Origin of the sequence: Chondrinema litorale (assembly GCF_026250525.1) — a bacterium.
In the GTDB taxonomy this organism is placed as follows: Bacteria; Bacteroidota; Bacteroidia; order Cytophagales; family Flammeovirgaceae; genus Chondrinema; species Chondrinema litorale.
The window spans coordinates 65,526-90,547 of record NZ_CP111049.1; the positions used below are offsets into that span (position 1 = coordinate 65,526).

At 33.3% G+C, this 25,022-nt stretch carries 17 protein-coding genes; 10 read left to right on the forward strand and 7 right to left on the reverse strand.

Annotation, left to right across the window (positions count from 1 at the left end):
* The first annotated feature begins 141 nt into the window (after window positions 1-141).
* The 7 genes from OQ292_RS28650 to OQ292_RS28680 all read left to right on the forward strand — a co-directional run bounded on the left by OQ292_RS28650 (window position 142) and on the right by OQ292_RS28680 (window position 11,030).
* Window positions 142-1,497 (forward strand): NAD-dependent succinate-semialdehyde dehydrogenase, encoded by a 1,356-nt coding sequence (locus OQ292_RS28650; RefSeq protein WP_284687737.1) that lies wholly within the window; start codon window positions 142-144, stop codon window positions 1,495-1,497.
* 149 nt (window positions 1,498-1,646) lie between these two features.
* Window positions 1,647-2,963, forward strand: coding sequence for a 4-aminobutyrate--2-oxoglutarate transaminase (gene gabT, locus OQ292_RS28655; RefSeq protein ID WP_284687738.1), 1,317 nt, complete (start codon window positions 1,647-1,649; stop codon window positions 2,961-2,963).
* Window positions 2,964-3,061: 98 nt separating this feature from the next.
* A complete protein-coding gene (locus OQ292_RS28660; RefSeq protein WP_284687739.1) occupies window positions 3,062-4,036 on the forward strand; it encodes a carbon-nitrogen hydrolase family protein in 975 nt (324 codons plus the stop codon).
* Window positions 4,037-4,040: 4 nt separating this feature from the next.
* Entirely contained in the window at window positions 4,041-6,860 is a 2,820-nt protein-coding gene (locus tag OQ292_RS28665) for an aminotransferase class I/II-fold pyridoxal phosphate-dependent enzyme (RefSeq protein ID WP_284687740.1), read from the forward strand.
* Between the two features lie 38 nt (window positions 6,861-6,898).
* A complete protein-coding gene (locus OQ292_RS28670; RefSeq protein ID WP_284687741.1) occupies window positions 6,899-8,341 on the forward strand; it encodes an APC family permease in 1,443 nt (480 codons plus the stop codon).
* Window positions 8,342-8,405: 64 nt separating this feature from the next.
* Window positions 8,406-9,956 carry a biotin carboxylase gene (locus tag OQ292_RS28675; protein ID WP_284687742.1) on the forward strand — a complete coding sequence of 517 codons (1,551 nt, stop codon included), beginning with the start codon at window positions 8,406-8,408 and terminating at the stop codon, window positions 9,954-9,956.
* Window positions 9,957-10,034: 78 nt separating this feature from the next.
* Window positions 10,035-11,030, forward strand: a complete 996-nt coding sequence (locus OQ292_RS28680) for a C45 family autoproteolytic acyltransferase/hydrolase (protein ID WP_284687743.1) — start codon at window positions 10,035-10,037, stop codon at window positions 11,028-11,030.
* A 1-nt stretch (window position 11,031) separates the two neighbouring features.
* Here OQ292_RS28680 and OQ292_RS28685 read toward each other — a convergent pair whose 3' ends face one another.
* The 4 genes from OQ292_RS28685 to OQ292_RS28700 form a co-directional block, all read right to left on the reverse strand.
* Window positions 11,032-11,469, reverse strand: a complete 438-nt coding sequence (locus OQ292_RS28685; RefSeq protein WP_284687744.1) for a hypothetical protein — start codon at window positions 11,467-11,469, stop codon at window positions 11,032-11,034.
* Between the two features lie 159 nt (window positions 11,470-11,628).
* Window positions 11,629-14,115 (reverse strand): TonB-dependent receptor, encoded by a 2,487-nt coding sequence (locus tag OQ292_RS28690; protein WP_284687745.1) that lies wholly within the window; start codon window positions 14,113-14,115, stop codon window positions 11,629-11,631.
* Between the two features lie 178 nt (window positions 14,116-14,293).
* The gene (locus OQ292_RS28695) at window positions 14,294-15,559 is read right to left on the reverse strand and encodes a sensor histidine kinase (protein ID WP_284687746.1); all 1,266 of its coding nucleotides are present in this window, start codon (window positions 15,557-15,559) and stop codon (window positions 14,294-14,296) included.
* A 61-nt stretch (window positions 15,560-15,620) separates the two neighbouring features.
* Entirely contained in the window at window positions 15,621-16,025 is a 405-nt protein-coding gene (locus OQ292_RS28700; protein ID WP_284687747.1) for a hypothetical protein, read from the reverse strand.
* Window positions 16,026-17,304: 1,279 nt separating this feature from the next.
* On the opposite strand from OQ292_RS28700, the gene OQ292_RS28705 reads away from it, so the two are divergent.
* The 3 genes from OQ292_RS28705 to OQ292_RS28715 all read left to right on the forward strand — a co-directional run bounded on the left by OQ292_RS28705 (window position 17,305) and on the right by OQ292_RS28715 (window position 20,302).
* Complete coding sequence (locus tag OQ292_RS28705) at window positions 17,305-18,318, forward strand: hypothetical protein (protein ID WP_284687748.1); 1,014 nt, start codon at window positions 17,305-17,307, stop codon at window positions 18,316-18,318.
* A 158-nt stretch (window positions 18,319-18,476) separates the two neighbouring features.
* The gene (locus OQ292_RS28710; protein ID WP_284687749.1) at window positions 18,477-19,424 is read left to right on the forward strand and encodes a ParA family protein; all 948 of its coding nucleotides are present in this window, start codon (window positions 18,477-18,479) and stop codon (window positions 19,422-19,424) included.
* A gap of 14 nt (window positions 19,425-19,438) precedes the next feature.
* A complete protein-coding gene (locus OQ292_RS28715; RefSeq protein ID WP_284687750.1) occupies window positions 19,439-20,302 on the forward strand; it encodes a ParB N-terminal domain-containing protein in 864 nt (287 codons plus the stop codon).
* 105 nt (window positions 20,303-20,407) lie between these two features.
* Here the strand turns inward: OQ292_RS28715 and OQ292_RS28720 are convergent, their stop codons facing one another.
* The 3 genes from OQ292_RS28720 to OQ292_RS28730 all read right to left on the reverse strand — a co-directional run bounded on the left by OQ292_RS28720 (window position 20,408) and on the right by OQ292_RS28730 (window position 25,020).
* A complete protein-coding gene (locus OQ292_RS28720; protein ID WP_284687751.1) occupies window positions 20,408-22,750 on the reverse strand; it encodes a GAF domain-containing hybrid sensor histidine kinase/response regulator in 2,343 nt (780 codons plus the stop codon).
* Window positions 22,751-22,917: 167 nt separating this feature from the next.
* Complete coding sequence (locus tag OQ292_RS28725) at window positions 22,918-23,967, reverse strand: PAS domain-containing protein (protein WP_284687752.1); 1,050 nt, start codon at window positions 23,965-23,967, stop codon at window positions 22,918-22,920.
* A gap of 132 nt (window positions 23,968-24,099) precedes the next feature.
* Entirely contained in the window at window positions 24,100-25,020 is a 921-nt protein-coding gene (locus OQ292_RS28730; RefSeq protein WP_284687753.1) for a glycosyltransferase family 2 protein, read from the reverse strand.
* Window positions 25,021-25,022: the final 2 nt, after the last annotated feature.

The following is a 25,022-nucleotide window of genomic DNA, read 5'->3' on the forward strand; positions in this document are numbered from 1 at the left end:
AACTCGCAAAGGGAGATACTTTTTTGTTTAATTAGCGCTGTTTTTCGATGGTTAATCAATAATTAAGAGGAAAATGTAGGGAACATAATTTGTTTTTATTGTTATTATTTATATAATGATTTACAACACATTTTTTAGACTATGAACTTTAAAAGCATTAATCCTTATACCGACGAACTCATCAACGAATTTCCTACACTTACAGATGAAGGTCTCAGGGATAAACTAAAAAGAAGCGCAGTTTCTTACGAAGGCTGGAAAAGAACTTCTTACAAAGAAAGAGCTGCTCTTTTCAATCAAGTATCTAAACTGCTCAGAGAAAACAAAGAAAAATATGCTCGCACTGTCACACTCGAAATGGGCAAAGCAATTAAAGAGTCAATTGCTGAAGTTGAAAAATGTGCATGGGTTTGTGATTACTATGCCGAAAATGCAGAAGCATTTTTAAAAGATGAATATCTAGAATCTGATGCACAAAAAAGTTTTGTGAGTTACGAACCAATCGGTGCGATTCTAGCCGTAATGCCTTGGAATTTCCCATATTGGCAAGTTTTTAGGTTTGCTGCACCTTACTTAATGGCAGGCAATGTAGCCTTGCTCAAACATGCACCAAACGTAACAGGCTGTGCCATCGAGATAGAAAATATATTTAGAGAAGCTGGTTTCCCAGAAGGTGTTTTTCAATCGCTTATTATAGAAGTAGATCAAGTCGAAAAAGTAATTGAAAGCCACATTGTGCAAGCTGCTACGCTTACAGGTAGCGAAAAAGCAGGTGCATCGCTGGCTTCACTAGCAGGAAAAAACATAAAAAAAACAGTATTGGAATTGGGTGGTTCAGACCCATTTATCGTTTTAGCTGATGCTGATATTGAAAAAGCTGCTACTGTTGCAGTACAATCGAGAATGCTAAATGCAGGGCAGAGTTGTATTGCTGCAAAACGATTTATGGTAGTTGAATCTGTTAAAGATGAATTTACCGCAATAGTCCAAAAGAAAATTGCCGAATTAAAAACTGGTGATCCTCTTTTAAAAGACACCACTACTGGTCCACTTGCCAGAGTTGATCTGGCTGAGAACTTGAGCAGACAAGTACAAGAAAGTGTAAAAGCTGGTGCCGGATTAGTAATGGGAGGGCAACAAGAAAAAGCACACTTTAATCCAGCACTTTTGGTAGATGTAAAACCGGGAATGGCAAATTTTGACGAAGAAACATTTGGCCCTGCTGCCACAATTATTCCTGTAAAGGATGAAAAACAGGCTATTCTCTATGCCAACCAATCAATCTATGGATTAGGTGCATCTCTTTGGACTAAAGATACCGATAAAGCAGTAAGAATTGCTAGAGAGATACATTCCGGAGCAGTATTTATCAATTCACTTGTAAAATCTGACCCAAGATTGCCTTTTGGAGGAATTAAAAAATCTGGCTACGGCAGAGAGCTTTCTCACCATGGAATTAAAGAATTTGTAAATGCGAAAACCATTTACGTAAGCTAATAATTATACAAAGTGATAGATCAAATAAAAAAACTATCACTTCACTTTTTATCTTTCAACCTATTGCAGACTTAGCCGCAAGTCTGTCTACTAGCTATTACCTTACAATTACAACCTGCAAAAGCAGGCAGAAGCTAAATTTAATGAAAATGAGCAATGCAAAAGATTTAATAGAAAGAAGAAAAAACGTAGTACCCCAAGGTGTGGGTATTTTTAATCCGGCAACGGTTAGTGAAGCAAAAGATGGAATTATAATAGATGCTGATGGAAATGAAATGATAGATTTTGCCGGAGGAATTGGTGTACTAAATGCAGGTCACTGTCCAGCACCTGTAGTAAAAGCCATTCAGCAACAGGCCGAAAAATTGATTCATGCTTGTTTCCATGTGGGAACTTACGAACCTTATGTAGCACTTGCCGAAAAACTTACCAGTTTATTCCCTCATGGAGCACAAACAAAAGCCATGCTTACCAATACAGGAGCTGAATCTGTAGAGAATGCCATAAAAATTGCCAGACAAGCAACAGGTCGACAAGCGGTGATTTGTTTTACTGGTGCATTTCATGGTCGGTCTATGATGGCCATGTCATTAACTTCTAAAGTAGCCTACAAAACTGGATGTGGCCCTTTTGCACCAGAAGTCTATAGAGTACAATATCCTAATTACTATAAAAACCAAGATGGTCTTTCTCAAGACGAGTTTTCAGACAGAGAGCTTTTCAAGTTTAAGAAAGCGCTGGTAAATATGGTTGACTCTGATAATGTGGCTGCTGTTATTATCGAACCAGTTCAAGGTGAAGGAGGATTTAATGTTACTCCAAAAAAATACCTACAAGGTTTAAGAGATATTTGTACTCAACACGGTATTATGTTGATTATCGATGAAGTACAAAGTGGATTTGCTAGAACTGGAAAATGGGCGGCCTATCAGCATTACGGAATTACCCCTGATATATCTACTTGGGCAAAATCTATGGGTTCGGGTATGCCAATTGGTGCTGTAGTGGGCAAAGCAGAAATTATGGATAAAGCCAGACCAGGAACAATAGGTGGTACTTATCTTGGAAACCCTGTTTCTTGTGCTGCTGCTCTTGCCACCATAAAATTTATCGACGAGCAAAACCTGAATGATAGAGCAGTAGAAATCGGGCAGTTTGTAACTGAACGATTTGAAGCCATGCAGAAAAAAACAGATGTAATCGGAGATATTCGAGGTTTGGGTGCCATGAATGCCATCGAGCTTGTGAAAGACGGTAACCCAACTCAACCAGATGCAGACCTTACTGCAAAATTAGTTGTTAGCTGCTTCAACCGTGGACTCATCATCCTTTCGGCAGGAACATTTAAAAATGTAATTAGAATTTTAAGTCCATTGGTAATTACCAACGAGCAATTAGATAAAGGATTAAACATCCTTGAAGAGGAATTAATGAAATTAACCTCAATGGCAGAACCTGCTATATAAAAAGCAGAAAATTACTTTCCGCTAAACCAGCTTACTGCAACTATATGTATATGGTTAGCAGCTCAATCACTATGTTAAAATTTAAATCATTTAGATAAATGAATACATTTTCTATTGCCGGTATACAAATGAAAGTCCATGCGGCCTATCCAAACTTTGAAGCTATGAAATTCAAATTGGATGTGCTCATGTCCATCTATCCGTGGGTAGAAATGGTAATGTTTAGCGAACTGTCACCTTTTGGTCCACTAACTCATCACGCACAAGAATTCCCAAACGAAACAGAACAGGCTTTTCAAGAAATGGCAAAAAAACATCGAATCTGGCTAATACCGGGTTCCATGTTTGAAAAGAGAAATAACAAAATATACAATACAGCAACGGTAATTAATCCGGAAGGTAAAATCGTGAAAAGATACAGTAAAATGTTTCCTTTTTTACCTTACGAAGAGGGTGTTTCTGGTGGTGATCAATTTTGTGTATTTGACATTCCGAACGTTGGTAGGTTTGGTTTACTCATTTGCTACGATATGTGGTTTCCTGAAACTTCGCGCCAATTGGCAGCCATGGGTGCAGAAGTAATTCTTCACCCAACATTAACCGGAACCATAGACCGAGATGTAGAACTTTCTATTGTGAGAGCCACTTCTGCCATTAATCAATGTTATGTGTTTGATGTAAACGGCCTCGAAACTGGTGGAACTGGAAAATCGTTAATTTGCGGTCCTGATGGTGGTATTATCTATCAAGCAGAGCAGGTAGAAGAAATGATTCCCATAGAAATCGATCTAGATCGGGTAAAACGCAGTCGTGAAAATGGCATCCTCAGATTAGGCCAACCGCTTAAAAGCTTTAGAGAAAAAGCCAGCACATTTCCAGTTTATCAAAAAGGTGCAGACTTATCTTACTTACACTCGCTAGGGCCAATTAAAAAACCTACACGAATTAAAGAAATACAGGAAAGTCTAGAAAATGAAGTTCCACCTCCACCACAGTCTACATGGTATAAGTTTAAGAACAAATTTAAAGGTAACAACAACCTCGAAAACAACATTAACCCAAAAAACCAATGAAAGCATGAACACTGACGAATTAAATGCGACAAAATATTTTTCCACGTACAATTTTAACATTGCACAATGCCGCATTGACATCTGGAACGATTTGAAAATGAAAGCCGGAGAACTCTCAAAAAAGTTTTCCAACGACGAAGATTATCATGAGATAAGAGAGGATATTAACTCCCTCCTCTCCTTTCTACACATAATTGAGCCATACTGGGCTTTTCCCGGAATGGCCAATCTCGAAAATCTTAAAACCCTCTTTAACAACAAATCATTTTTTGCCTTTTACAATCAAGTAATTGATATGGTGAGGGAGTTGGTAAGCGAATCTTATAGAAGAAAAGCTTTAGACCATATGTCTAAAAAAGGCAGAAGATCAACCGAGAGAGAAATTATTTGCAAGCAGTATTATTATGAAGTGCTCATTGTGGATAACCTTACCAATCAGGGTGAATTTGAAATGCGAAATCGCTTTGATGAAGTGAGAGACCCCAATGGCAAGTTTATAGATGAATTGGTTTTTACCCGTAATTTTCAAGATGCGTTAATAGCCATTCTTTTCAATTACAATATACAAAGTTGTGTTATTCGCTACGACTTGCCATTTAAGTCTAGAAATAACCTTAAGATTCTTAAACCTTTTATTTCTCAAACCCAATATCATAATTTAAAAGACCACTCTGAAACCGGACTTGGTGCAATTTTAGGTCAGATTATTAAATCACTTCGACCAGAAATTGATCTTTATCTGGTAACAGATCATGCTATTACCAAATGCAATGACCAAGACCTTAAGGTTTTCCGCCGGATATTTTTTAGAATGGAAGATCTACAGGAAATGCACCTGAGCATAAAAAGAGGAATTGCCGATCGTTTCCAAACACCTTTCTTTTCTGCATTGGTAGATTATAGCCAAAAACCAACAGGTGTATTCCATGCCATGCCGATTTCTAGAGGTAATTCCATTTTTAAATCTCACTGGGCAAGAGACCTAGGCGATTTTTACGGAAGAAATTTATTCTTAGCAGAAACCTCAGCCACAACTGGTGGTTTAGATTCTCTACTTCAACCTACAGGCCCTCTAAAAAAGGCGCAACAATTAGCTGCTAGAGCTTTTGGTTCGCAACAAACATTTTTTGTAACCAATGGTACTTCTACCTCCAACAAAATTGTAACTCAAGCATTGGTGCAACCCGGAGATATCATCCTAATTGATCGAGAATGCCATAAATCGCATCATTACAGCATGGTGTTATCTGGTGCATTTCCAATCTACATGGATGGCTACACATTGAATGAATACTCGATGTTTGGTGGTGTTCCGCTTTCTCATATCAAAGAAAAACTGCTCGAACTTAAAGAAAACAATCAATTGCATAGAGTGAGAATGATGATTCTTACCAATTGCACATTTGACGGAGTGGTTTACAATGTGGAAAAAGTAATGGAAGAAGTACTGGCTATTAAACCAGATATGATCTTCTTATGGGATGAAGCTTGGTTCGGTTTTGCTGCTTTCTCACCAACCTTTAAGCAAAGATCGGGAATGTATGTGGCGAGAAAATTACACGAAAAGTATAAGTCTGATGCTTATCGGGAAGAATACAAAGCGTGGAAAGCCAAACCAACACAGCAAGCTATGCCAGACCCAGACCAAGTAAAAATTAGGACTTATAGCACACAGTCTACACATAAGACGCTCTCAAGTTTGCGACAAGGTTCTATGATTCACATTTATGATGAAGATTTTAAAAAGAAAGCGGAAGAATCTTTCCACGAAGCTTATATGACGCACATTTCAACTTCTGCCAATTACCAGATTCTTGCTTCGCTTGATGTGGGAAGACGACAAGTGATGTTTGAGGGATTCGAAATGGTAGAAAAAAGTATTGAAATGGCGATGATTCTCAGAGAAAGAGTATCTACTCATCCGATGCTTAAAAAGTATTTCGATATTATTAGTCTAGGAGAACTGGTTCCTAAAGAATATCGGGAAAGTGGGCTGGAAGTTTACTATGATAAAAATGAGGGTTGGATGCGTATGGACGAAGCATGGGAAAAGGATGAATTCGTGCTTGATCCAACAAAAATTACTCTGCATATAGGTAAAACTGGTGTTGATGGAGATACTTTCAAAAACAGGTATCTTATGGATCAGTTTGGTATCCAAATCAATAAGACATCGAGAAATACTGTACTTTTTATGACCAACATTGGTACTACTAAAAGTTCAGTTTCTTATTTAATCGGTGTGCTTATTAAAATTGCAGCTCAACTTGATCAAGAAAACTTAGAGCTAAGTCGCGACGAACGCACTGTACATAATAGCTCAGTCCATTCTTTAACTGAAGATCATCCACCACTTCCTGAGTTTAGTCATTTTAACCAAACATTTTTACCAGTAGATGGAACACCTGCTGGCAATTTAAGAAAAGCTTATTTTCTAGCTTACGATGAAGAAAATTGTGAGCATATGCATCTGAATGAATGCGAAAATGAATTATATTCAGGAAGAGAATTAGTCTCTGCATCTTTTGTAATACCTTATCCGCCCGGATTTCCTGTGCTTATGCCCGGACAGGTAATCACCAAAGAAACTATCAATTTTTTGAAAGTGCTCGATGTGAAAGAAATACATGGCTATCGAGCTGACTTAGGTCTCAGAGTTTTCTCACAAAAAGTTCTGGGTGATGAAGTAGTTAAAGCACCTGTAAAAAAACCAGAACTGGTTAAATCAGAATCTGGAAACAATGGCGGCAACGGGCATAAAAATGCGACCAAGCCACCAATAAGAAAACCAAGACCAAAAAAAGAGCAATCAAAACAAGAATAACAAAACACGATTTTCTGAAACTATAAATCCAATTTCTTTTGGAAGGAAATACCATACATAAAAATCAACCGGGATTAAAAAAAGCGATAGGTAAAACAGCTTTTTTCAGTCTGGCTTTTGGCTCCATGATCGGCGTTGGCTGGGTAACCGCCATGGGATCTTGGCTCAATGATGCCGGACCAATTGGCGCTGCTTTAGCTTTTGCTTTGGGTGGTTCGCTTATGTTACTCATAGGTTTTTGCTATGCAGAAGTTACTTCGATGCTGCCACTTGCTGGTGGAGAAGTTTCTTATGCCTATAAAGCTTATGGTACCCAAAAATCTTTTATTATCGGTTGGTTTTTGGCTTTTGGCTACCTTTCAGTTTCGGCGTTTGAAGCCATTTCTGTAGGTAAAGTAATGAGTTACTTGTTTCCTTCTATCGAATTTTTGCCATTATATCAAATTGGAAATGATACTGTTTTTACATCGCATATTCTATTAGCATTGCTGTGTACTGGTTTAATTACATGGCTTAATCATAAAGGAGTTGGTAATGCTGCAAAATTTCAGATTTGGCTAACATCTGCCATTTTATTGGCCGCTATTTTATTGATGATCGCTGGTTTTAGTTCTGGAGAATTTAAAAATCTCGAACCAGTATTCGGTAACAGAGATATTCCTTGGAAAGGATTTTTGGCTGTTTTAGTAACTGTGCCTTTTTGGTTTGTCGGTTTTGATACCATTCCTCAAAGTGCAGAAGAAGCTCAATCCAATATTTCCCCAAAGGTTTTAGGCTCACTTATTTTGCTTTCTATTATCGCAGCAACAACTTTCTATTTCATACTGATTGTAAGTACAGGAATGGTTGCTCCTTGGAACAACATAGTAGATGCATCATTACCAACAGCCGCAGCATTTAAACAGGCATTTGCCGGAAGTTGGATTGCCAAACTTGTACTCATTACCGCACTCATCGGATTACTTAGCAGTTGGAATGGTTTTTTTCTGGCTTGTTCAAGAGTAATTTTTGCCTTGGGCAGAGGCAGAATTATTCCTGCTACATTTGGCAAAACACATCCCGTATATGGTACTCCTACCAAAGCCATTCTGTTTTGCGGAATTATCACTTTTTTATCTGTATTTACTGGCCGACAAGCAATGGTTGCTTTCGTTGATGTAGGTTCTTTTTGTATGACTGTTGCATTTCTAGGAGTATCTTTCTCATTAATTAGTCTTAGAAAGAAATTTCCAAAAATGAGAAGACCCTACAAATTGAAATATGGTTTAACAATCGCTTATGCTAGTGCTATTGTAGCTATTTCTATTTTATTACTTATGCTCATACCGGCTAGTCCTGTCTCTCTTGTTTGGCCAATAGAATGGATCATTCTAGGATTTGTATGCATTAGCGGCATACTATTTTGGATTACAGGCAAAAAGTCAAGAAACAGTATCGATAAAACACAAAGAGACCAGCAAATTCTCGAAGACTTTAAATAATATCATCATTTACAAATACACAATTCTACTAGCAAAGATTATATAACCTGAAAAAATTGTATTTATGAAAAATGAACCCCTTACGGCTAAGCAAGCCGAGCCAAAAACAACAAAAGTTGTTAAAAAAACAGAAGAAAAACCCAAGCTGAAAAGTATATCAGACATCAGAAGGTTTTTCTATAAAAATGAAGAACCTATCTATTTTGTGAGTGCCACTAATTTTAATTTATTAGGTGCTGATGAGTGGATTAAGAATTTTAGATTTATCAATTATATTGATTGTTACGACCACCAACACCCAAACGTATTTGCTCCACAAGAGGAATTGCCGCACGAAGAATTTCAGAGTATAGAAGATATTACTGCCTACTTGCTTGATCACAAAGAAGTTCATGATTTTATAAAAGATAGAGGGCAAAATATGCCTAAAGCACAAAAAAATGGAAAGGTACTTTACTTGATGTTTGACCAAAGAGTAGAAAAACTCGCTAAACAGCTAGGTTTAAAAGTATGCTTCCCAAGTTCTAAACTTCGCGAGCATCTCGATAATAAGATTATCACTAACCGTGTCGCTGAGAAAGCCGGAGTGCCTTGTGTGCCTAATGTGCTTAAAAAAGTAGATAGCTACAAAACACTAAGAAAAATCTCTGATCATTTAGGTAAAGATTTAGTAGTGCAAACTGCTTTTGGCGATTCTGGACACACTACATTTTTTATCTCTAATGAAGAAGATTACAACAAGTACAAAAAAGAGATAGAAGCTGAGCCAGAGTGCAAGATCATGAAAAAAATTCAATGTAGAGGCTCGGCAATAGAAGCTTGTGTTACTCGACATGGAACCATTGTCGCTCCTTTGTTAACTGAGTTGGTTGGTTTTAAAGAGCTTACTCCATACAAAGGTGGTTGGTGCGGAAACGAAGTTTATCCGAATGCATTTAACCAGAGTATAAGAAATCAGGCAAGAAAATATACTGAGATGTTTGGTAACCAATTGCGAGAAGAAGGTTACATGGGATATTTCGAGCTTGACTTTTTAATTGAAGAGAAAACTAATAAAGTGTATTTGGGAGAACTAAACCCAAGAATTACCGGTGCATCTTCTATTACGAATCATGCTGTTTTTGCCTTGGCAGATTGCCCCTTGTATTTATTCCATCTACTAGAATGGATGGATGTGGATTATGATATAAGCGTGAAACAGATTAATCAGCGGTGGGCTAGACCAGAAAATATCGATAATTGGAGCCAAATGGTAATTAAACATACCGAAGACACAGTAGATATTCTTACCGAAGCACCACCATCTGGTATTTACAAAATGGATTATAATGGAAATATTTCATTCTCGCGCTTCGATACGCACAGAAGAGCTGTTGAAAACGAAAATGAGGCTTTCTTCTTAAGAATTCTCAAACCGGGCGATTACCAATACGAAGGTGCAGATTTAGGTATTTTGGTTAGCCGTGGAAGATTTATGACAGATGATTTTAAACTAAATGCCCGAGGTAAAAAATGGATTGAAGGTATTAGAAAACTGTTTAAGTCAACTACACCTACCAATACCACTTTGGCACAAAATAAAATTGAACAAGCCAATGGGTTTAAGATGTTATAATATATAATTAGCTTTCAGTGATTTACACTGAAAGCTCTTTTTTAAACCATTTATCAATTACAATCACATAAACTAACAATGTATATTTTTCTAAATGCAGTTAGAGAAGATAAACCAGGAGCTAAATGGCAAGAATTATTTGAGAAATACTGGCCATTTTATGAAAAATGGTATCTATCTGAAGGATTAAAAAACAGACCAGGGTTTACTACTTCATTTGGGAAATTGAAAAAATACATGCCTGAGCTAATTCCAATTTATGAAAAACTAGTAAGCTTAACCGGTAATAAAGATACTCCTTCCAGATTCTTAAGTTTGTATTGCCCACCAAAATACCTTTCTGCTTGTTCACAACTGGCTTGGGCAAAAAAACCTTTTGCACTAGTTAGAAATTACGATTACGATGCCCACAAATTTGAAGGTGCACTTTTATACACCAATTGGCTTCAACCGGTAATTGCCATGAGCGATTGTATTTGGGGTGTTTTAGATGGTATTAATTATTCTGGTTTAAGTATTTCTCTGGCTTTTGGAGGAAGAAAAGTAACTGGCGATGGTTTCGGTATTCCGATTATTCTGAGGTATATACTTGAAACTTGTACAACTACTGCAGAAGCTGTAAATGTATTACAGCGAGTTTCTTCTCACATGGCATATAATGTTACAGTAATTGATGCTATGGGAAATTATACTACCGTTTATGTTTCACCAGATAGATCGCCAGTAGTTACAGGTTTACCTTATGGTACTAATCATCAATTACTAATCGATTGGGAAGATTATGCTGCGGCTACTTATACCCGCGAAAGGCAGTATTATTTAGAAACTTGTATTGCTAATCCAGATGAAGATTTAGATGGAATTATCAACCGTTTTTTAGAAAAACCATTATTCAATACAAAGTACGAAAAAGGCTTTGGAACACTATATACTTCAGTTTATCTCCCCCAACAAAAGAAAATGCAACTTATCTGGCCAAAAAATAGTTGGACTCAATCTTTTGATGATTTTACAGAACAAAAAATTGTAGTTAATGCTACTCCTCCTGGAGCTAAAGGTAGTTTAGTAAAATAATTTATTTCTCAATAGTACAGATATAGATATGATTATGCTTTTTTTCATCTATCATCACATCAGGGGCTTTTAAAAACATTTGATCATTTTGTACTTTTTCTAAAAATAGTCCACCCCTCACTCCTATTTCATAATAAGTGAGTTCTCCTGTATTTTCATCTTCAATATTAAGCCCTCTAATACCTATGTCTTTTCCTTTTTCTGTTTGATAATTTACCATATAGCCTTTATAGAACTTTTCCTGTACTAATTGACCATCTTTAGTTCTAATAATTGATAGAATTGTTACGGGAACAAATTCAATAATAAACTTGCCTTTGTATTTACTTACATCGACCCAGTCCATATAACTCATAGATAAATCACCTCTTCTCTTCCTCTTCTGCGCAGAAGCTGTTAATGAGCAAAAAAAGAGTAATAGTATAATTAGATAATGCATTTATGCTGCATATTAGATGAATATTTGTCGTGCGATCCTTTAAAGAATTTATCTGTTTAGCTTTAGTTCATCAAATATAAGTAAAAAAAGAAGACAGCGTGAAACACACTGTCTTCTGCACAAATATGATAATGAAATTTATTTAGGTTCAATTTATTTTTACATGTCGCCAAAATCGTCGTCATCTCCCCCTTTGTTGCCTCCTCTTTTTCTAGATTTTTTCTGATTTAATCTGTAAGAGAAATTTAATAGAAAGCTTCTTCTTCTCCATCTAAATTCGCTATCTAAATAGAAGTTCTCTCCGAAAGTCTCGTTTCTATACATTCTTGAATTAAACACATCACTTACTTTAAATGAGAGTGTTGCTTTATCATTTAAAATGTCTTTGGTAAATGCTACATCAAGAGATGTCATCGATTTTCGTCTAGACTGAGCTTGTTCTCTTGGTGCCATATAGAAAAGCATCATTTGAAGATCTATATCTCCTGGCAAAGTCATTTTTGAGTTCGCTCTTGTCATCCAAGAATATGTATCTGATGAAAGATCAACTCCTAATTCTTCTTCAAGTGGTCCACCATCGATTATGCTTCTAAAGAAGTTGAAACTACCGTTAATGTTCCACCATTCTGCAAGTTCTTTGTCAACTACAAACTCAACTCCATAAGAATTACCAGTAGATAAGTTATCTGGACTTCTAGTAGTAACACCTTCTTCGTCAACTTCGCTCACCCATTGGATTACACCATTTGAATGGCGATAATAAACACTTGAAGTAACAGATGATTTTGGCCAGTTTTTGATATAGGCAACTTCGTAAGAGTCTGTCATTTCTGGGTCAAGATCAGGGTTACCACTTCTAATGCTTTGCGGATTGCTATAATCAGAGAATGGAATTAAATCTCTAAATCGTGGTCTTCTCAATCTACGGCTATAACTAATTTGTGTAGAATTTCCATTTAATAAATCGTAGGTAATATGAGCACTTGGAAAGAAGTTAGAATAATTTTTATTGTTGTACTCATCTGTTTGTATCAAACTGGTAGAAATATCTGTAAACTCAGCTCTTAAACCACCTTGATAAGAAAACCTGTTAACTTTGTTTCCATAGATTAAGTAAGCTGCATGAATGGTTTCATCGTAAGAAAACTCATTACTCAAATTAGAAAGTATTTCCCATTCTCCATCTTCGTTCTGCTCTTCTACATAATAATCGTTTGAGATTTTTCTTAAACTACTTTTTACCCCAACTTCCAGTTTACCTTGTTCAGAGATTGGTTGTACATAATCTGCCTGAAACACTAAATTTGACTGATTCTCATTGTTATCACTTCTTTGATATAAAGCATCTGCGTCGTAATCAACAGAAAAGTCTTCTATATCTAATACTTGCTCAATTATATCGGTCATTTCTCTTTCAGGACCTGTATTATATCTCAAAGAAGCTTTTAAGTCTCTCCCTTTCTGATCGAAAGTTCTGCTATAGTTGATATTATATTCTAGATTTTCTTCGTCTTCTTGTTCAACATTATTTCTAATACTTGCACCTACTAACTCAAGACTATTAGCAATTTCTTCATACTCTCTATAATCAATATCACCAGTGTTTTCATCGTCTGATGTACGATACATGAATGAGCCAGAAATTAAGTTTTTGCTATTGATATTATATTCTGCACCAAACCTTACTGTATTAGATAAACCTGTTCTATTGATATCTTGCGTCTGATCTAGTCTGTTAAACACACCATCTACAGTATAATCTCTTCTAGTATAGGAATTTCCGGGGCCTTCTCTGTAACGTAAACCATAGTTTACGAAGAAGTTGAAGTCTTTTACACGGTAGTTTAAATTAAGATTGGCATTGTATTGCTCTGGATAACCTAAAGTAAGGTCGAAGTTACCATTTAAACCACCTTTTTGGTTTTCTTTTAAGATAATGTTAATCATACCTGCACTACCTTCTGCATCGTATCTTGCTGATGGATTGGTAACTACTTCTACTCTCTCAATCAAATTTGCTGGAATCGATTTTAAACCACTAACTCCATCTATACCTAGCATACCAGATTGCTGGCCATTAATTAGAATTCTAACACCATCGTTACCTCTCAAACTCACATTTCCTTCTGCATCAACCATAACCGAAGGTATATTATCTAACACATCTGATGCAGAACCACCCAAATTAGAAATATCTTTTTGTACCACAAAAACTCTTTTGTCTAAATCCATTTCTAATCGGCTCCTTTCAGCAGTAATTTCAACTTCGGCTAACGCTTGTACAGAACCACTCAATTCAATTTCTCCAAACTTAAATTCTGGATTCGCCTCAGTAATTATCACATTGTTAATTACTTTGGTCTCGTAAGATATGAAACTGACCTTTACAACATAATTTCCTGGCTTGGTTCCAATTCTAAAAACTCCCTGACCATTTGTTGTTCCCCCTCCTACTAATGAAGAATCCTTTTCATTGAGTATAGATATTGTAGCAAACTCAACTGGTTCTCCTGTTTCAGCATCAACAATTTTACCTATTATTATTGGATCACCAAGTTCGTTACTTCTTGCTGTTATTTGAGAAAAAACCGGTAAAGTAAATAATGTGAGTAGAATGTAAATAGCTGGAATTTTCTTAGCGTACATTTTCAACATTGATATATAAATAGTATAAAAATTAAATAAGCTTAGTCGTACGTTTGTTTTAGTCACATTTATTAATGCTACAAACTTAACGTGCGAGTCTGAATGAATTTTGATGAGAATTTGAAGGAAATTTGAAGAAAGACGAAATGAAGCTATTTTTCGACTGAAAACAGTTTTTTTACGCCTGAAAGAAGCAGATTTTTAAGCTATGCTCTGTGTTTTGGTAGGAATAATTGATTTCAAAGTTATTTACTTCGCATATTTTCTTTACAATTGAGAGACCAAGTCCTATAGATTCACCACTCTGTTCTGCCTTTTTAAAGCGAATAAACAGTTCTTGCGGGTTAGAAATACTAAGAGGTTTACCTGAGTTTACAATTTCTAAATATCTCTTATCGAGTTTAACTTTTATAAAGCCATTTTCATAGTTATGCCGAATTGCATTTTGAAGCAGATTAGTAATTAATATATCTGCCAGAGTTTTGTCTATATTTAAATATACATCTGAGGTGATAGATTCATCTAATGAAATATTCTTTAGTTCTATCAATTCCTTAAAACTGAATAAAAGGCTATTGAGTAACTCACTTATATTGATTTCTTTGGCATTTTTAAATTCTTTATTTTCAATTTTAGTAAGTAAAGATAGAGACCTTCCTAACCTAGAAAGTTTAGATACCGCAGAATAAGCCGAATTTACCATATGTACTTGCTCTTCGTTAAGATCACCTTTCTCCATTAACAATTCTAATTTGCCTTTAGCAATCGCCAATGGAGTTTGCATCTCATGAGATGCATTCTCAGAAAATTCTTTTAGTGTATGATAATCACTCTTTACTTTAGAAGTCATCTCTTCCAAAAAGAGATTCAATTGATTAAACTCTTTGGTACTGGTTTTAGGAAATTTGATTTTATCTTTATTTGTAATATCAAATACCCTAATGAGCTCTAGTGAATTATTAAATGGTGTTAAAATCCAAAATGAAACTGCCCAACTCAAAATCAATACAACTACAAATAAGATTATATACATTTTGATGAGTGATTCTTCTACCCCATCTTCAATATCATCAGCTTCAATAATCAAATCGTAAATTGAAATTTTATAGAATCTTTCTCCTATTTTGCGTGTAACATCAAGTTTAAGATGAGGTTCTATCCTCTTTAAATCTTGATGCATAAATAGCGTATCAGAAAAAACAATGGGTTCTTCTTTTACTTCACCATCTAAAGGTATAATAGCAAACTTCTCTCTAATAAACTTATGATCAAGCTTTCTCCGCTCAATCATTCTAGTTGTTTCGCGAAGTCTAGCTCTTAAAAAGTTTTGCTGCTCGAAATCAACCTCGCGCTTAATTACTTGATATGTTATAACTGCACCAAGAACAAATACAAATAATGTAATGATTAGGTAAACCAGTGTAATTTTAAAAATTAGGCGCATATAAGCTGAAAGAATTTATTTTAATGGAGAAAAATAATATACACATTAGAAACTTCCAATCTTAATCTTCTAATGAAAGATTTCTAATATCTGGCTCTACCCATTTTGCTCTGGCTTCTGTTGAGAAAAGTTTTGCGTGAGAATAAAACTGAAAGGGAAATTCTTTGGTAGCAAATTTACTTCCTAAAAACACTTTTATTTCATGGTCAGGGTTCAGGCTAATATAGCTTGCAATAGTCCAAATCCAAAAGATAGTAAGAGTCTCATGATAACCCTCGTCAAAAGAATTAGCGGTACCCACTGAATTATTATAAGATATAATTCCCGACCTCAATAGTATTAAGCTTTCTTCTGGAGTATGCTTTTTTAAATAATAGAATGCAACAGTAAGGTGGGCTTCATGAGTCCAAACTGAAAGGGGGAGTTTTTGATTTTCGAAAGCTTGAATTAAATTAATTGTATCCATAAGTATTTGAGCTTTTCTTAGTAGTAATGTTACATAATTGCTAAGAAATAGATTAAACTTTGATGTATAAAAAGTAATTGCAGTTAAATTAGAAAAATTTAGCTGCTTATCATTTTTAATGATTATATATATTATACAGAGAAATATTTGACTGTAACATATAGATAATCAGTATGTTATAAATATAATTTATACAGAAGTCCCCCCATAAGTAGCCATAAGTCCTTCCATTAGTATCCATATGTCCCCTTTAAAGTATCCATAAGTCCACCTAATCAGTAGCCATTACTCCCCTTCTTTCTGTATTATAGAAGTAGCCATATGTCCTCCCGTTGTCTCCTTTAAGGCTTACTTTAACTTAAATTGATAGATTAAGTATCCATAAGTCCACCCATTTTGATTAAAAGTAGCCATATGTCCCCCTCTTTTGAAGCATAATTAAGTAGCCATTACTATTCTCTTACTTTATGACTATTAGCCATAAGTCGATCAATCTTATAACTTGATAAGTTTATAGATGAGCAATTAATCATAATAATTTGATAATCAATCACTTATAATATAAATATTAAAGTAGCCACATGTCCCTCCGTTTGTGTATTAATAGGTAGCCATATGTCCCCCGGTGGATTGACTTATGTAAATTAAGTATACATCATTCTGACAATTTGATGAATACATAAGATTATTATTGTTAATCATACTATTTACAGAATGATGTGCAACTATAAGAGAGTAGCCATAAGTCCTCCCATCTAATTATATTTTAATTAATGGTTGAAAAGACCTGAAGTAGCCATAACTCCCTCCGTTATATAGTTCATATGGTAAACTCACTAAAATAACAAGTAGCCATAAGTCCTCCCTTTGTTATTTTATAGATAAATGTTGAGTAGCCATAACTCCCTCCAAGGCTAATAAGTTAATATTCAATCAGAATTTAATGAACTAAATAGAGCTGTTAGTAGATATATTATTAATGGTAGAGTAGATATAACAGAATTAATAATGGATTTAATTTGAATTGATATTTATACTTATGGCTACCTTTTATGCTAACATTTTATTGATAGTAGCCATAAGTCCCCCTAATAGAATAAATTTAGTAGCCACAAGTCCCTCCATTAAAAGACTTATGTAAATAAAAGTAGCCATAAGTCCACCCAAATAGGCTTGTTCATAATATGAAATATCTATACTTTAGGCTTGTTAATTAGAGCAAATATTTTTTCAACTACTAATAATTGCCATAATTCATTTTTCAAAAGGATACTATCAAATGGAAGAACAGGTACAAGATGTAATTCACTATCCCAATGGACTTTTAAAAATTGAGACTGGACAGCAATGTAAACAGCTCGAAATTTTTGATGATGAAGGAGAACTTAAAAAGGAGTTTAGGCATGTGAATGAAGAGATTGGAGAAGTTCTTAAGCTGAATAATAATGGGGCAAATTATTCAATTGAATTTCCTAGAGAGATTGAGCAAAAAGTACCTGAAAAATATAGAAAAAGTATAACTAAAGAATTGACTGCAAATGAGGTAAGAATTCTAACAGCAATTGTAGTTATGGCTCAAAAAGCGAAATCTGTAGGAAAGTTATATTACTTAGATAAAATTGATAGAGCTTATTTCGAATTTAATCCGTGGGATTTGTACAAATGTGCTGGACTAGAAAAAGACAAATCTGGTAGATATGACAAAAGACAGAAAGAATTTGTAAAACAGGCTTTGGTTGGATTAGATCATAAAAAGTTTTTTATTCCTGTAAGAAAGGTAAAAAAAGTTAAAGGAAAAATATTTGAGTATACAGGTATTAAAATAGAAAGGCTAATTGAAATCCATGAGATTGGTGAATGGAAAAAAGAAGGAGACATGGAAGGTAGACCTGTAATGAAACTTACTGTTGATAGTGTTTTCTTTGATTTTAAAAGAGAAAAGAAACAGACATATTTTAATATTCCAACAGACTTAAATAATCGTATTCGTAAAGTCAATATTGGTCGTCCTAATACTTCTGTAGAATTGTTCATCAAATGTCTTTATCAAGTTTGCCATATGGCAGATAAAGATAAGGTTGAATATTCTTACAACAGGCTAGTAGAGATTATGAAACTGGATAAGTACAGGATTAATAAACATCACAGTCGTATTGATAAAACAATAAATAAAGCTTTTGAAACTGCCCGAAAACTTATGATTATCAATGATTGGGAAGAGACTAAAAGTAAGCACGGATCAAAAAAATACATTCTACATATTTCTAAAGGCAAATACCTCCTTGCTGGTTAATATTTTACCATTGATTTTTTTGAATTAATAGGTTAATTGAAAACTTTAAACTTAGATTTTTCTAAATACATCTATCAATTAGTTCAAAAATTTCATGTGATAAATGGTAGGTTTTAAGACAATATTTTTAGTTTTGTCCTATAATTATCCATTTTTTTATGTCAGAAAACGATCAAATTGTCCAATTCTTAAAGGCGAATCCCGCATTTTCGCTATCAATGCTTGAAAAAGAAGCTAGTATTCCTAGTGGTGTTTTAAGTAAAGTGCTAAGAGGAGAAAGAAAGCTAAACGCAGATCATATAAAATTACTTCGTCCTGTTTTATACAAGTATGGACTAAGACATGATGATACACCTTCTAAGGCAAAAGTAATTAGCATTGTAAATCATAAAGGAGGTGTAGGAAAAACTACTACTGCTATTAATTTAGGTAAAGCCTTAACAATGATGGGTAAAAAAGTTTTACTTGTTGACATGGATTCGCAAGGTAACCTATCTCAAGGTTTAGGTTTTGATGAACCTGAAAAACAAGTGGTTGATGCTTTATTAAAAGAAGAACCATTACCAATTTTTTTAGTTTCAGAAAATTATGACCTCTCCCCTAGCGACCTTGAACTTGCTGAGGCTGATTTAGAATTAGTACAAAATATTGGTGGATTTAATAGGCTAAATAAAGTGCTAAGACCTATTAAAGATCAATATGATTTTATTTTGATTGATTGTCCACCATCTTTGAATATTATTACTTCAAGTGCAATGGTGGCTGCAGATAGTTGCTTAATTACGCTTCAACCTGAAATTGCTGCTGTAAAAGGATTAGACAAAATTCTTACTAGGATTGGAAATATTCAGGAAGAAATAAATGAAAAACTTCGAGTTGAAGGAATTGTATTTACTTTGGTAAATAAGCGATTAGTTGTTCATCAAAGTAATATGGAGTATGTGAGAGAAAGTCTTCCAGGCTTTAAAATTTTTGAAGCAATGATTAGAGAAAATGTATCACTTACAGAAGCACAATCTGCTCAAATGGATATCTTTTCTTATGCACCTGAATCTAATGGAGCTAAGGATTATTATAAATTAGCAGAAGAGTTATTGCAGAATTGATAAACAGGAATAACATGGCAAAGAGTAAGAGAGATTTATTTAAGACATTAAATACAGGTGTTTTAAATCAGGATAAGAAAATTATTAAGACAGAACACATAAAACAAGAGATTAAGATCCTTCCTGAGTTGAGAGATTTAATTCCTCCATTAAAAAAGGAAGAATTTGAAGCTTTAGAAGAAAATATAAAAGCAAATGGTTGTCGTGATGCATTGTTAGTTTGGGAGAAGGAAAATGAATATATATTGGTTGATGGTCATAATCGATATAATATTTGCTCTAAAAATGCCATAAGTTATTCAATTAAGTTGTTACATTTTTCTGATTTGGAAGATGTGAAAACTTATATGATTGATAATCAACTAAGCAGAAGAAATCTAACTTTAGAACAAGCTTCATACTTAAGAGGCATGAAATATAATCGTGAAAAGTTAGATAAGGGAAAATACGATAGATCGGATCAAAAAGGACAAAATGGCCCTTATGAAAATACAACATCAGAAAGATTAGCAGATGAATATAAAGTAAGTGAAAAAACGATTAAGAGAGATGCCCTTTATGCAGCAGGATTAGAAAAAATCGGGAGTCTTAATGAAGGTTTAAAACGAGAAATTTTAGCGGGTAATGTCAAGGTAAAGAAATCTTCTATACAAGCTTTTTCAAGAGTATCTAATGTAAATGAAATAAAAGATATTAATGATATAGAATCAGCAATAGAAACGAAGCATAAAACCTTAAAAACAGACAATAAGCTAAATGAATCATCTCAAAGGATCGTAATGCTTTTAAAAAAAATAAATTCTGCTAAAAAAGGGCAGATTAAAATTTGTGATGATATAATTAAAGAGGCTGAAAAGTTAAAGTTGTTATTCGGATAAGATAAAGGACAAATTGACCTTTATAGGATGAAGCAAAAAAGGAGAGATGATTATATAATCATCTCTCCTTTTTTGCATGTACATAAATCAATTATTGTAGTTAACCTATACGTAGTTAGGCTCATTAATAAGATATTCATTTTTTAATTGATCTATCACTTTAAAAAGGTTATTATTTAATCTTTTATAAATTATTTGGATATCAATTTCACTCATATCATCTTTTTCTACCGTTTCAAGTTTTCTTATATCTTTCATGCTTTGCTTAATAATGAAAGTGTCAATTGAAGCTTTCATTTTATGTGCAAGATTTTTTAGTAGGGCATAATTTTTTGAATTAATTGCATTTTCAAGTTCAATAAGATTATTAGGTGTCATTGTTACAAAAATCTTAATCATTTTTTCTTTGAACTTTGGGTTATTTACAGACATTACCTCTAGCTTTTCAAGACTATACGACTCCTCTATTTCGTTGAGATCATTTTTTTTCGAGTTCAGCATCATAGTTTTTGCTTTAATGTTTAATGAATTACAAATTACTGTAAATAAAGTGTTAGGTTCTATTGGTTTAGAGACATAATTATCCATACCAATACCTATAAACTTTTCTTTGTCTCCTTTAAGAGCATTAGCAGTTAAAGCAATTATGGGGATGTTATTACCTGCATTTCGTAGCTTTCTAGTTGCTTCAATACCATTCATAACTGGCATCTGAATATCCATTAAAACAACATCATAAGTATTTTTAGTAATAAATTCTAAAGCATCTTTACCGTTGTAAACGACATCAACTTGTGCACCCCAATTTTCAAGAACAGATATAGCAAAAAACTGATTTAACTCATTATCTTCTGCAAGCAATATTTTCTTTCCTTTTAAGGCATCTTTAGTTTCTATTAAACTTTGTTTTATTTGAATTTTAGATTCATCACTTTTCTCAAAACAAATAGTTACAATAAATTCAGATCCTTTTTGAGGAGTACTTTTCACATTTAATTTCCCATTGAAAAGACTCACGAGTGCTTGAGTAATTGATAAACCTAAACCTGTACCTCCAAATCTTCTAGTAATAGATGAATCTTGCTGAATAAAGCTTTCAAATATTTTGTTGATATGCTCTGGTTCTATACCAATTCCAGTATCTGAAACAGTGAACTGAATTTCATTAGAAGTTTCTGTTTCTTTTAAAAGTTTTACTGATAGTTTTACCTCTCCATAATCAGTAAATTTAATAGCATTACTCAAAAGGTTAAGTAAGATTTGATTGAGTCTAAAAGGATCTCCAATAACAACTGGATGTATTGCTTCATCAAAATCATATTCAAGGACAATACTTTTTTCGGCAGCTCTTAAACCTTGTGTTTTTACAACTTGTGAAGTGATTTGATCAAGTTTAAAAGGGATTTTTTCTATATTTAATTTACCGGCTTCGATCTTAGAAAAATCTAGAATATCATTTAATACAACAAGAAGGTTATCTGCAGAAGTCTTAATAGCATTAAGAAAGTTTTTTTGTTTTTGATTTAGTTTAGTATCCTTTAATAAACCTGCCATACCAATTATTGCATTCATTGGTGTTCTTATTTCATGGCTCATATTAGCCAAGAAATGTTCTTTGGCTTTTGCAGCTTCAAGTGCATTCTTTTCAGAAAAAATCAAATTTTGTTGAAACTTAACTCTATCGTATTCAAAAGAGACAATGTTACAAACAGTCTTTAATAACTCAAAAATATTATCATTCCATACTCTATCTTCTTTTAAGCATTCATCAAAACCAATATGACCGATTAATTTTCCATTTAACCACATAGGGTAGATTAAAAGAGAAATAATTCCCTGTGGTTCTAAAATGCTAACTAAATCATCAGGGAGATTTTTTATATTCTCAGAAAAGAATCTACCTTCAGATTCCATTATTCTAAAAAATGATGGAATTACATCAAATGGAATATCTTGTAAATCTTCAATTTGAGGAGAAATTCCCTTATTACACCATTCAAAGCTATTCTTTGTACATTGTGTATCATGATTATTTTCAAAAATATATAGTCTGCTTACATCAAGAAATCCTCCAAGGTTTGCCAAAGTATAAGCCATCTTTTCTTCAAAAGAAAGATCTTGCCTGTTGATGTTAAATGAAATTTGTGAAAGTAATTTTTGCTGTGTTAAATTTATTTCAAGATCATTTTTTTGCTGATATAGTGCTTTCTCAGCTATTTTTCGCTCAGTTATATCTTTGTATCTCCATAGATGACCTTTATATTCATTTTCACTAAAGATAGGAATGTAATCTCTTTCAAGAATTCTTCCATCTATCATACTTATTTCATCACTAAGGACTGTATTTTTTTCTTTTAATAAAATCTTAACATCTGATATAAATTCTTCTGGATTGTGGAATAGCAATTTTAATTGCTCTAATGCTTTTTCACAATTTATTCCAATCATTTTAGAGGGTTCAACTGGTATGTTGAACATGTTACAAGTAGATTCATTGATAAGTGTAATTTCTCTATTCTCATTCTCAATTATAATACTATCTTGTAAGCTTTCCATTAGAATGTTCATTCTAGTGTATATAGAATTTAATTCATACTCTTGTTTTTTTCTTTCGGTTATATCTGTTTGTACAGAGATGAATTTTTTACTTTACCATTTTTATCTAAAATAGGAGTAATATCACATGAACACCAGTACTTTTTGCCTTGCTTACTATAATTAAGAATTTCAACATTGAAATGTACTTTCGAAAGTAGTCCATTTTTAAACTTATTAATGGAGTCTATACTTGTATCTTCACCTTGTAGAAATTTACTTGGTTTTTTGCCAATAATTTCTTCTAACTTATAGCCTGACACATTTTCAAAACTATTATTTACCCATTCAATCTTACCTTCAGGATTTGTTATAACAACTCCATTACTTGTTTGTCTAGCAACTATTGATACCTTTTCAAGGTCAGCTTCAATTTTCTTTAGTTTTGTAATATTCTTTGCATAAAGAACAATCCCATCCTGGGAGTTTACAGGGATGTAACTAGTGCTATAGAAACTATCATTTATTTTTATTTCCTCTTCATATTTCAAAAAGTTTTCGAGTATTTCTTTTATTTTACGTTTACCATTTTCTGAATTTTTAAAAAAATTGTAAAGTGTAAATTTTCCAGCTCTGTTACAATAATTAATTTTACCAGCTTTTGAAAATTTTAATATTGGATTAGGGTCTTCTTCGGGTAGTTGTGCTAACTCATTAATCTTTATTGATTGTTCATCTAATCTGCTTTCTAAATTCCTTTTGGTAGCTATGTTTTTTGTTGTAATTATTACAAATTCATCAAAATTATATTTAATAAGTTGAAGCTTGGACTTAAACTCAAGTATATTACCATAACTATCCGTTTCAGAATAAATAATAGTCTGATTAATAATTTCTCTTAGCTTACTTATTGTTTTAGTCCAATCTTTTTTATTTTCAAATAAGGCATTTATTATCCAAATTCCTTTATTAAGTATATCATCCTTGTGTGAACCTAAATATTCGCACTCTTTTTTATTAACAAATAAATATTCACCATCTTGACTAAGAATACATATTCGATCTAAAGTGTTTTCTAAAAGTACGGATAATGGCAAATCTTCAATGCTAATTTTATTGGGATTAGACATAGTTTGGATGTTGTTAGTATAGAATATAAAACGTTCCGACAGGTGTTTTTAACACTAGCTTAAGTGCCAATCAAGTATCTTATAAATTGAAGGTAGGTTGTTTTTCTAATAAATATTTAAAATACAATTCTGTTAAGCTACAGCATGAAAATTCTGCAAGGGTAAATTTGTATTTTTAAAGTAATTTGTTGCAGATGTAAGGGCTTGATTATAAGCATTTAAACCATCTTTATCACCTTTGATAATAAACTTCAATTTTTCTTTAGGAATAACAACAAACTTATAGAAATTCCAAAATTTTTTAAATTGATTATTACTATTAAATCTATACATAAATAGGAGTCTATTTCTAGTCATGTAAAAAGTTTGTAATGGACTATTAGCTTTAATGGATGCAGATGCTTTATGAATTACGCGCCCTTCTCCTACTATTTCGATTTCTTTATTTTGCTGTCTTATTTTCTCACACCAATCTAGTTCTTCGTAATAGAGAAAATAATCAGTTTCCATTGGACCAATTTCATTAACTATTTTAGCTGGAATCATCATTGCTGCACCATGTGCATATCCTATTTGATTAGTTTTTTGATAAATAGGTGAATCAATTTCATGATTACCAATCATTTTATTTCTACCCGTGAGTGGGTTTATAGGAGTCATTCCAGCATATTGTAATAAATTCTGATTATCGTAGAAAGCTATGCGCGGACTTGCAGCTCCTAAATGTTTATTGGTTGAAAATCTTTGAATAAGAGGTATAATACTTTCTTTAGTTAAGATCGTATCATTATTCAAAAAGTAGTATAAGTCTCCAAAAGCGCGTTTAATTCCTAAATTATTAGCTCCGGCAAATCCTAAATTCTCTTTGCTATGGATATAAATTAAATTAGGATAAGCCTTTTCGAATAAATGTTGATCAGAAATTAAAGGAGCATTATCAACTAGTATTACTTCAATATTATCATATTTACTTTCTTTTATTGATTCTAGAAATGCAGTAGTATCTTTTGTATTTCTATAATTTACACTGATTATGGATATAAATGGATTCATAT

Bases quoted from the DNA above. Each gene is read 5' to 3' on its own strand.
- OQ292_RS28650 (WP_284687737.1), top strand. From the start codon at position 142: ATGAACTTTAAAAGCATTAATCCTTATACCGACGAACTCATCAACGAA.
- gabT (WP_284687738.1), top strand. From the start codon at position 1,647: ATGAGCAATGCAAAAGATTTAATAGAAAGAAGAAAAAACGTAGTACCC.
- OQ292_RS28660 (WP_284687739.1), top strand. From the start codon at position 3,062: ATGAATACATTTTCTATTGCCGGTATACAAATGAAAGTCCATGCGGCC.
- OQ292_RS28665 (WP_284687740.1), top strand. From the start codon at position 4,041: ATGAACACTGACGAATTAAATGCGACAAAATATTTTTCCACGTACAAT.
- OQ292_RS28675 (WP_284687742.1), top strand. From the start codon at position 8,406: ATGAAAAATGAACCCCTTACGGCTAAGCAAGCCGAGCCAAAAACAACA.
- OQ292_RS28680 (WP_284687743.1), top strand. From the start codon at position 10,035: ATGTATATTTTTCTAAATGCAGTTAGAGAAGATAAACCAGGAGCTAAA.
- OQ292_RS28685 (WP_284687744.1), bottom strand. From the start codon at position 11,469: ATGCATTATCTAATTATACTATTACTCTTTTTTTGCTCATTAACAGCT.
- OQ292_RS28690 (WP_284687745.1), bottom strand. From the start codon at position 14,115: ATGTACGCTAAGAAAATTCCAGCTATTTACATTCTACTCACATTATTT.
- OQ292_RS28695 (WP_284687746.1), bottom strand. From the start codon at position 15,559: ATGCGCCTAATTTTTAAAATTACACTGGTTTACCTAATCATTACATTA.
- OQ292_RS28700 (WP_284687747.1), bottom strand. From the start codon at position 16,025: ATGGATACAATTAATTTAATTCAAGCTTTCGAAAATCAAAAACTCCCC.
- OQ292_RS28705 (WP_284687748.1), top strand. From the start codon at position 17,305: ATGGAAGAACAGGTACAAGATGTAATTCACTATCCCAATGGACTTTTA.
- OQ292_RS28710 (WP_284687749.1), top strand. From the start codon at position 18,477: ATGTCAGAAAACGATCAAATTGTCCAATTCTTAAAGGCGAATCCCGCA.
- OQ292_RS28715 (WP_284687750.1), top strand. From the start codon at position 19,439: ATGGCAAAGAGTAAGAGAGATTTATTTAAGACATTAAATACAGGTGTT.
- OQ292_RS28720 (WP_284687751.1), bottom strand. From the start codon at position 22,750: ATGATTGGAATAAATTGTGAAAAAGCATTAGAGCAATTAAAATTGCTA.
- OQ292_RS28725 (WP_284687752.1), bottom strand. From the start codon at position 23,967: ATGTCTAATCCCAATAAAATTAGCATTGAAGATTTGCCATTATCCGTA.
- OQ292_RS28730 (WP_284687753.1), bottom strand. From the start codon at position 25,020: ATGAATCCATTTATATCCATAATCAGTGTAAATTATAGAAATACAAAA.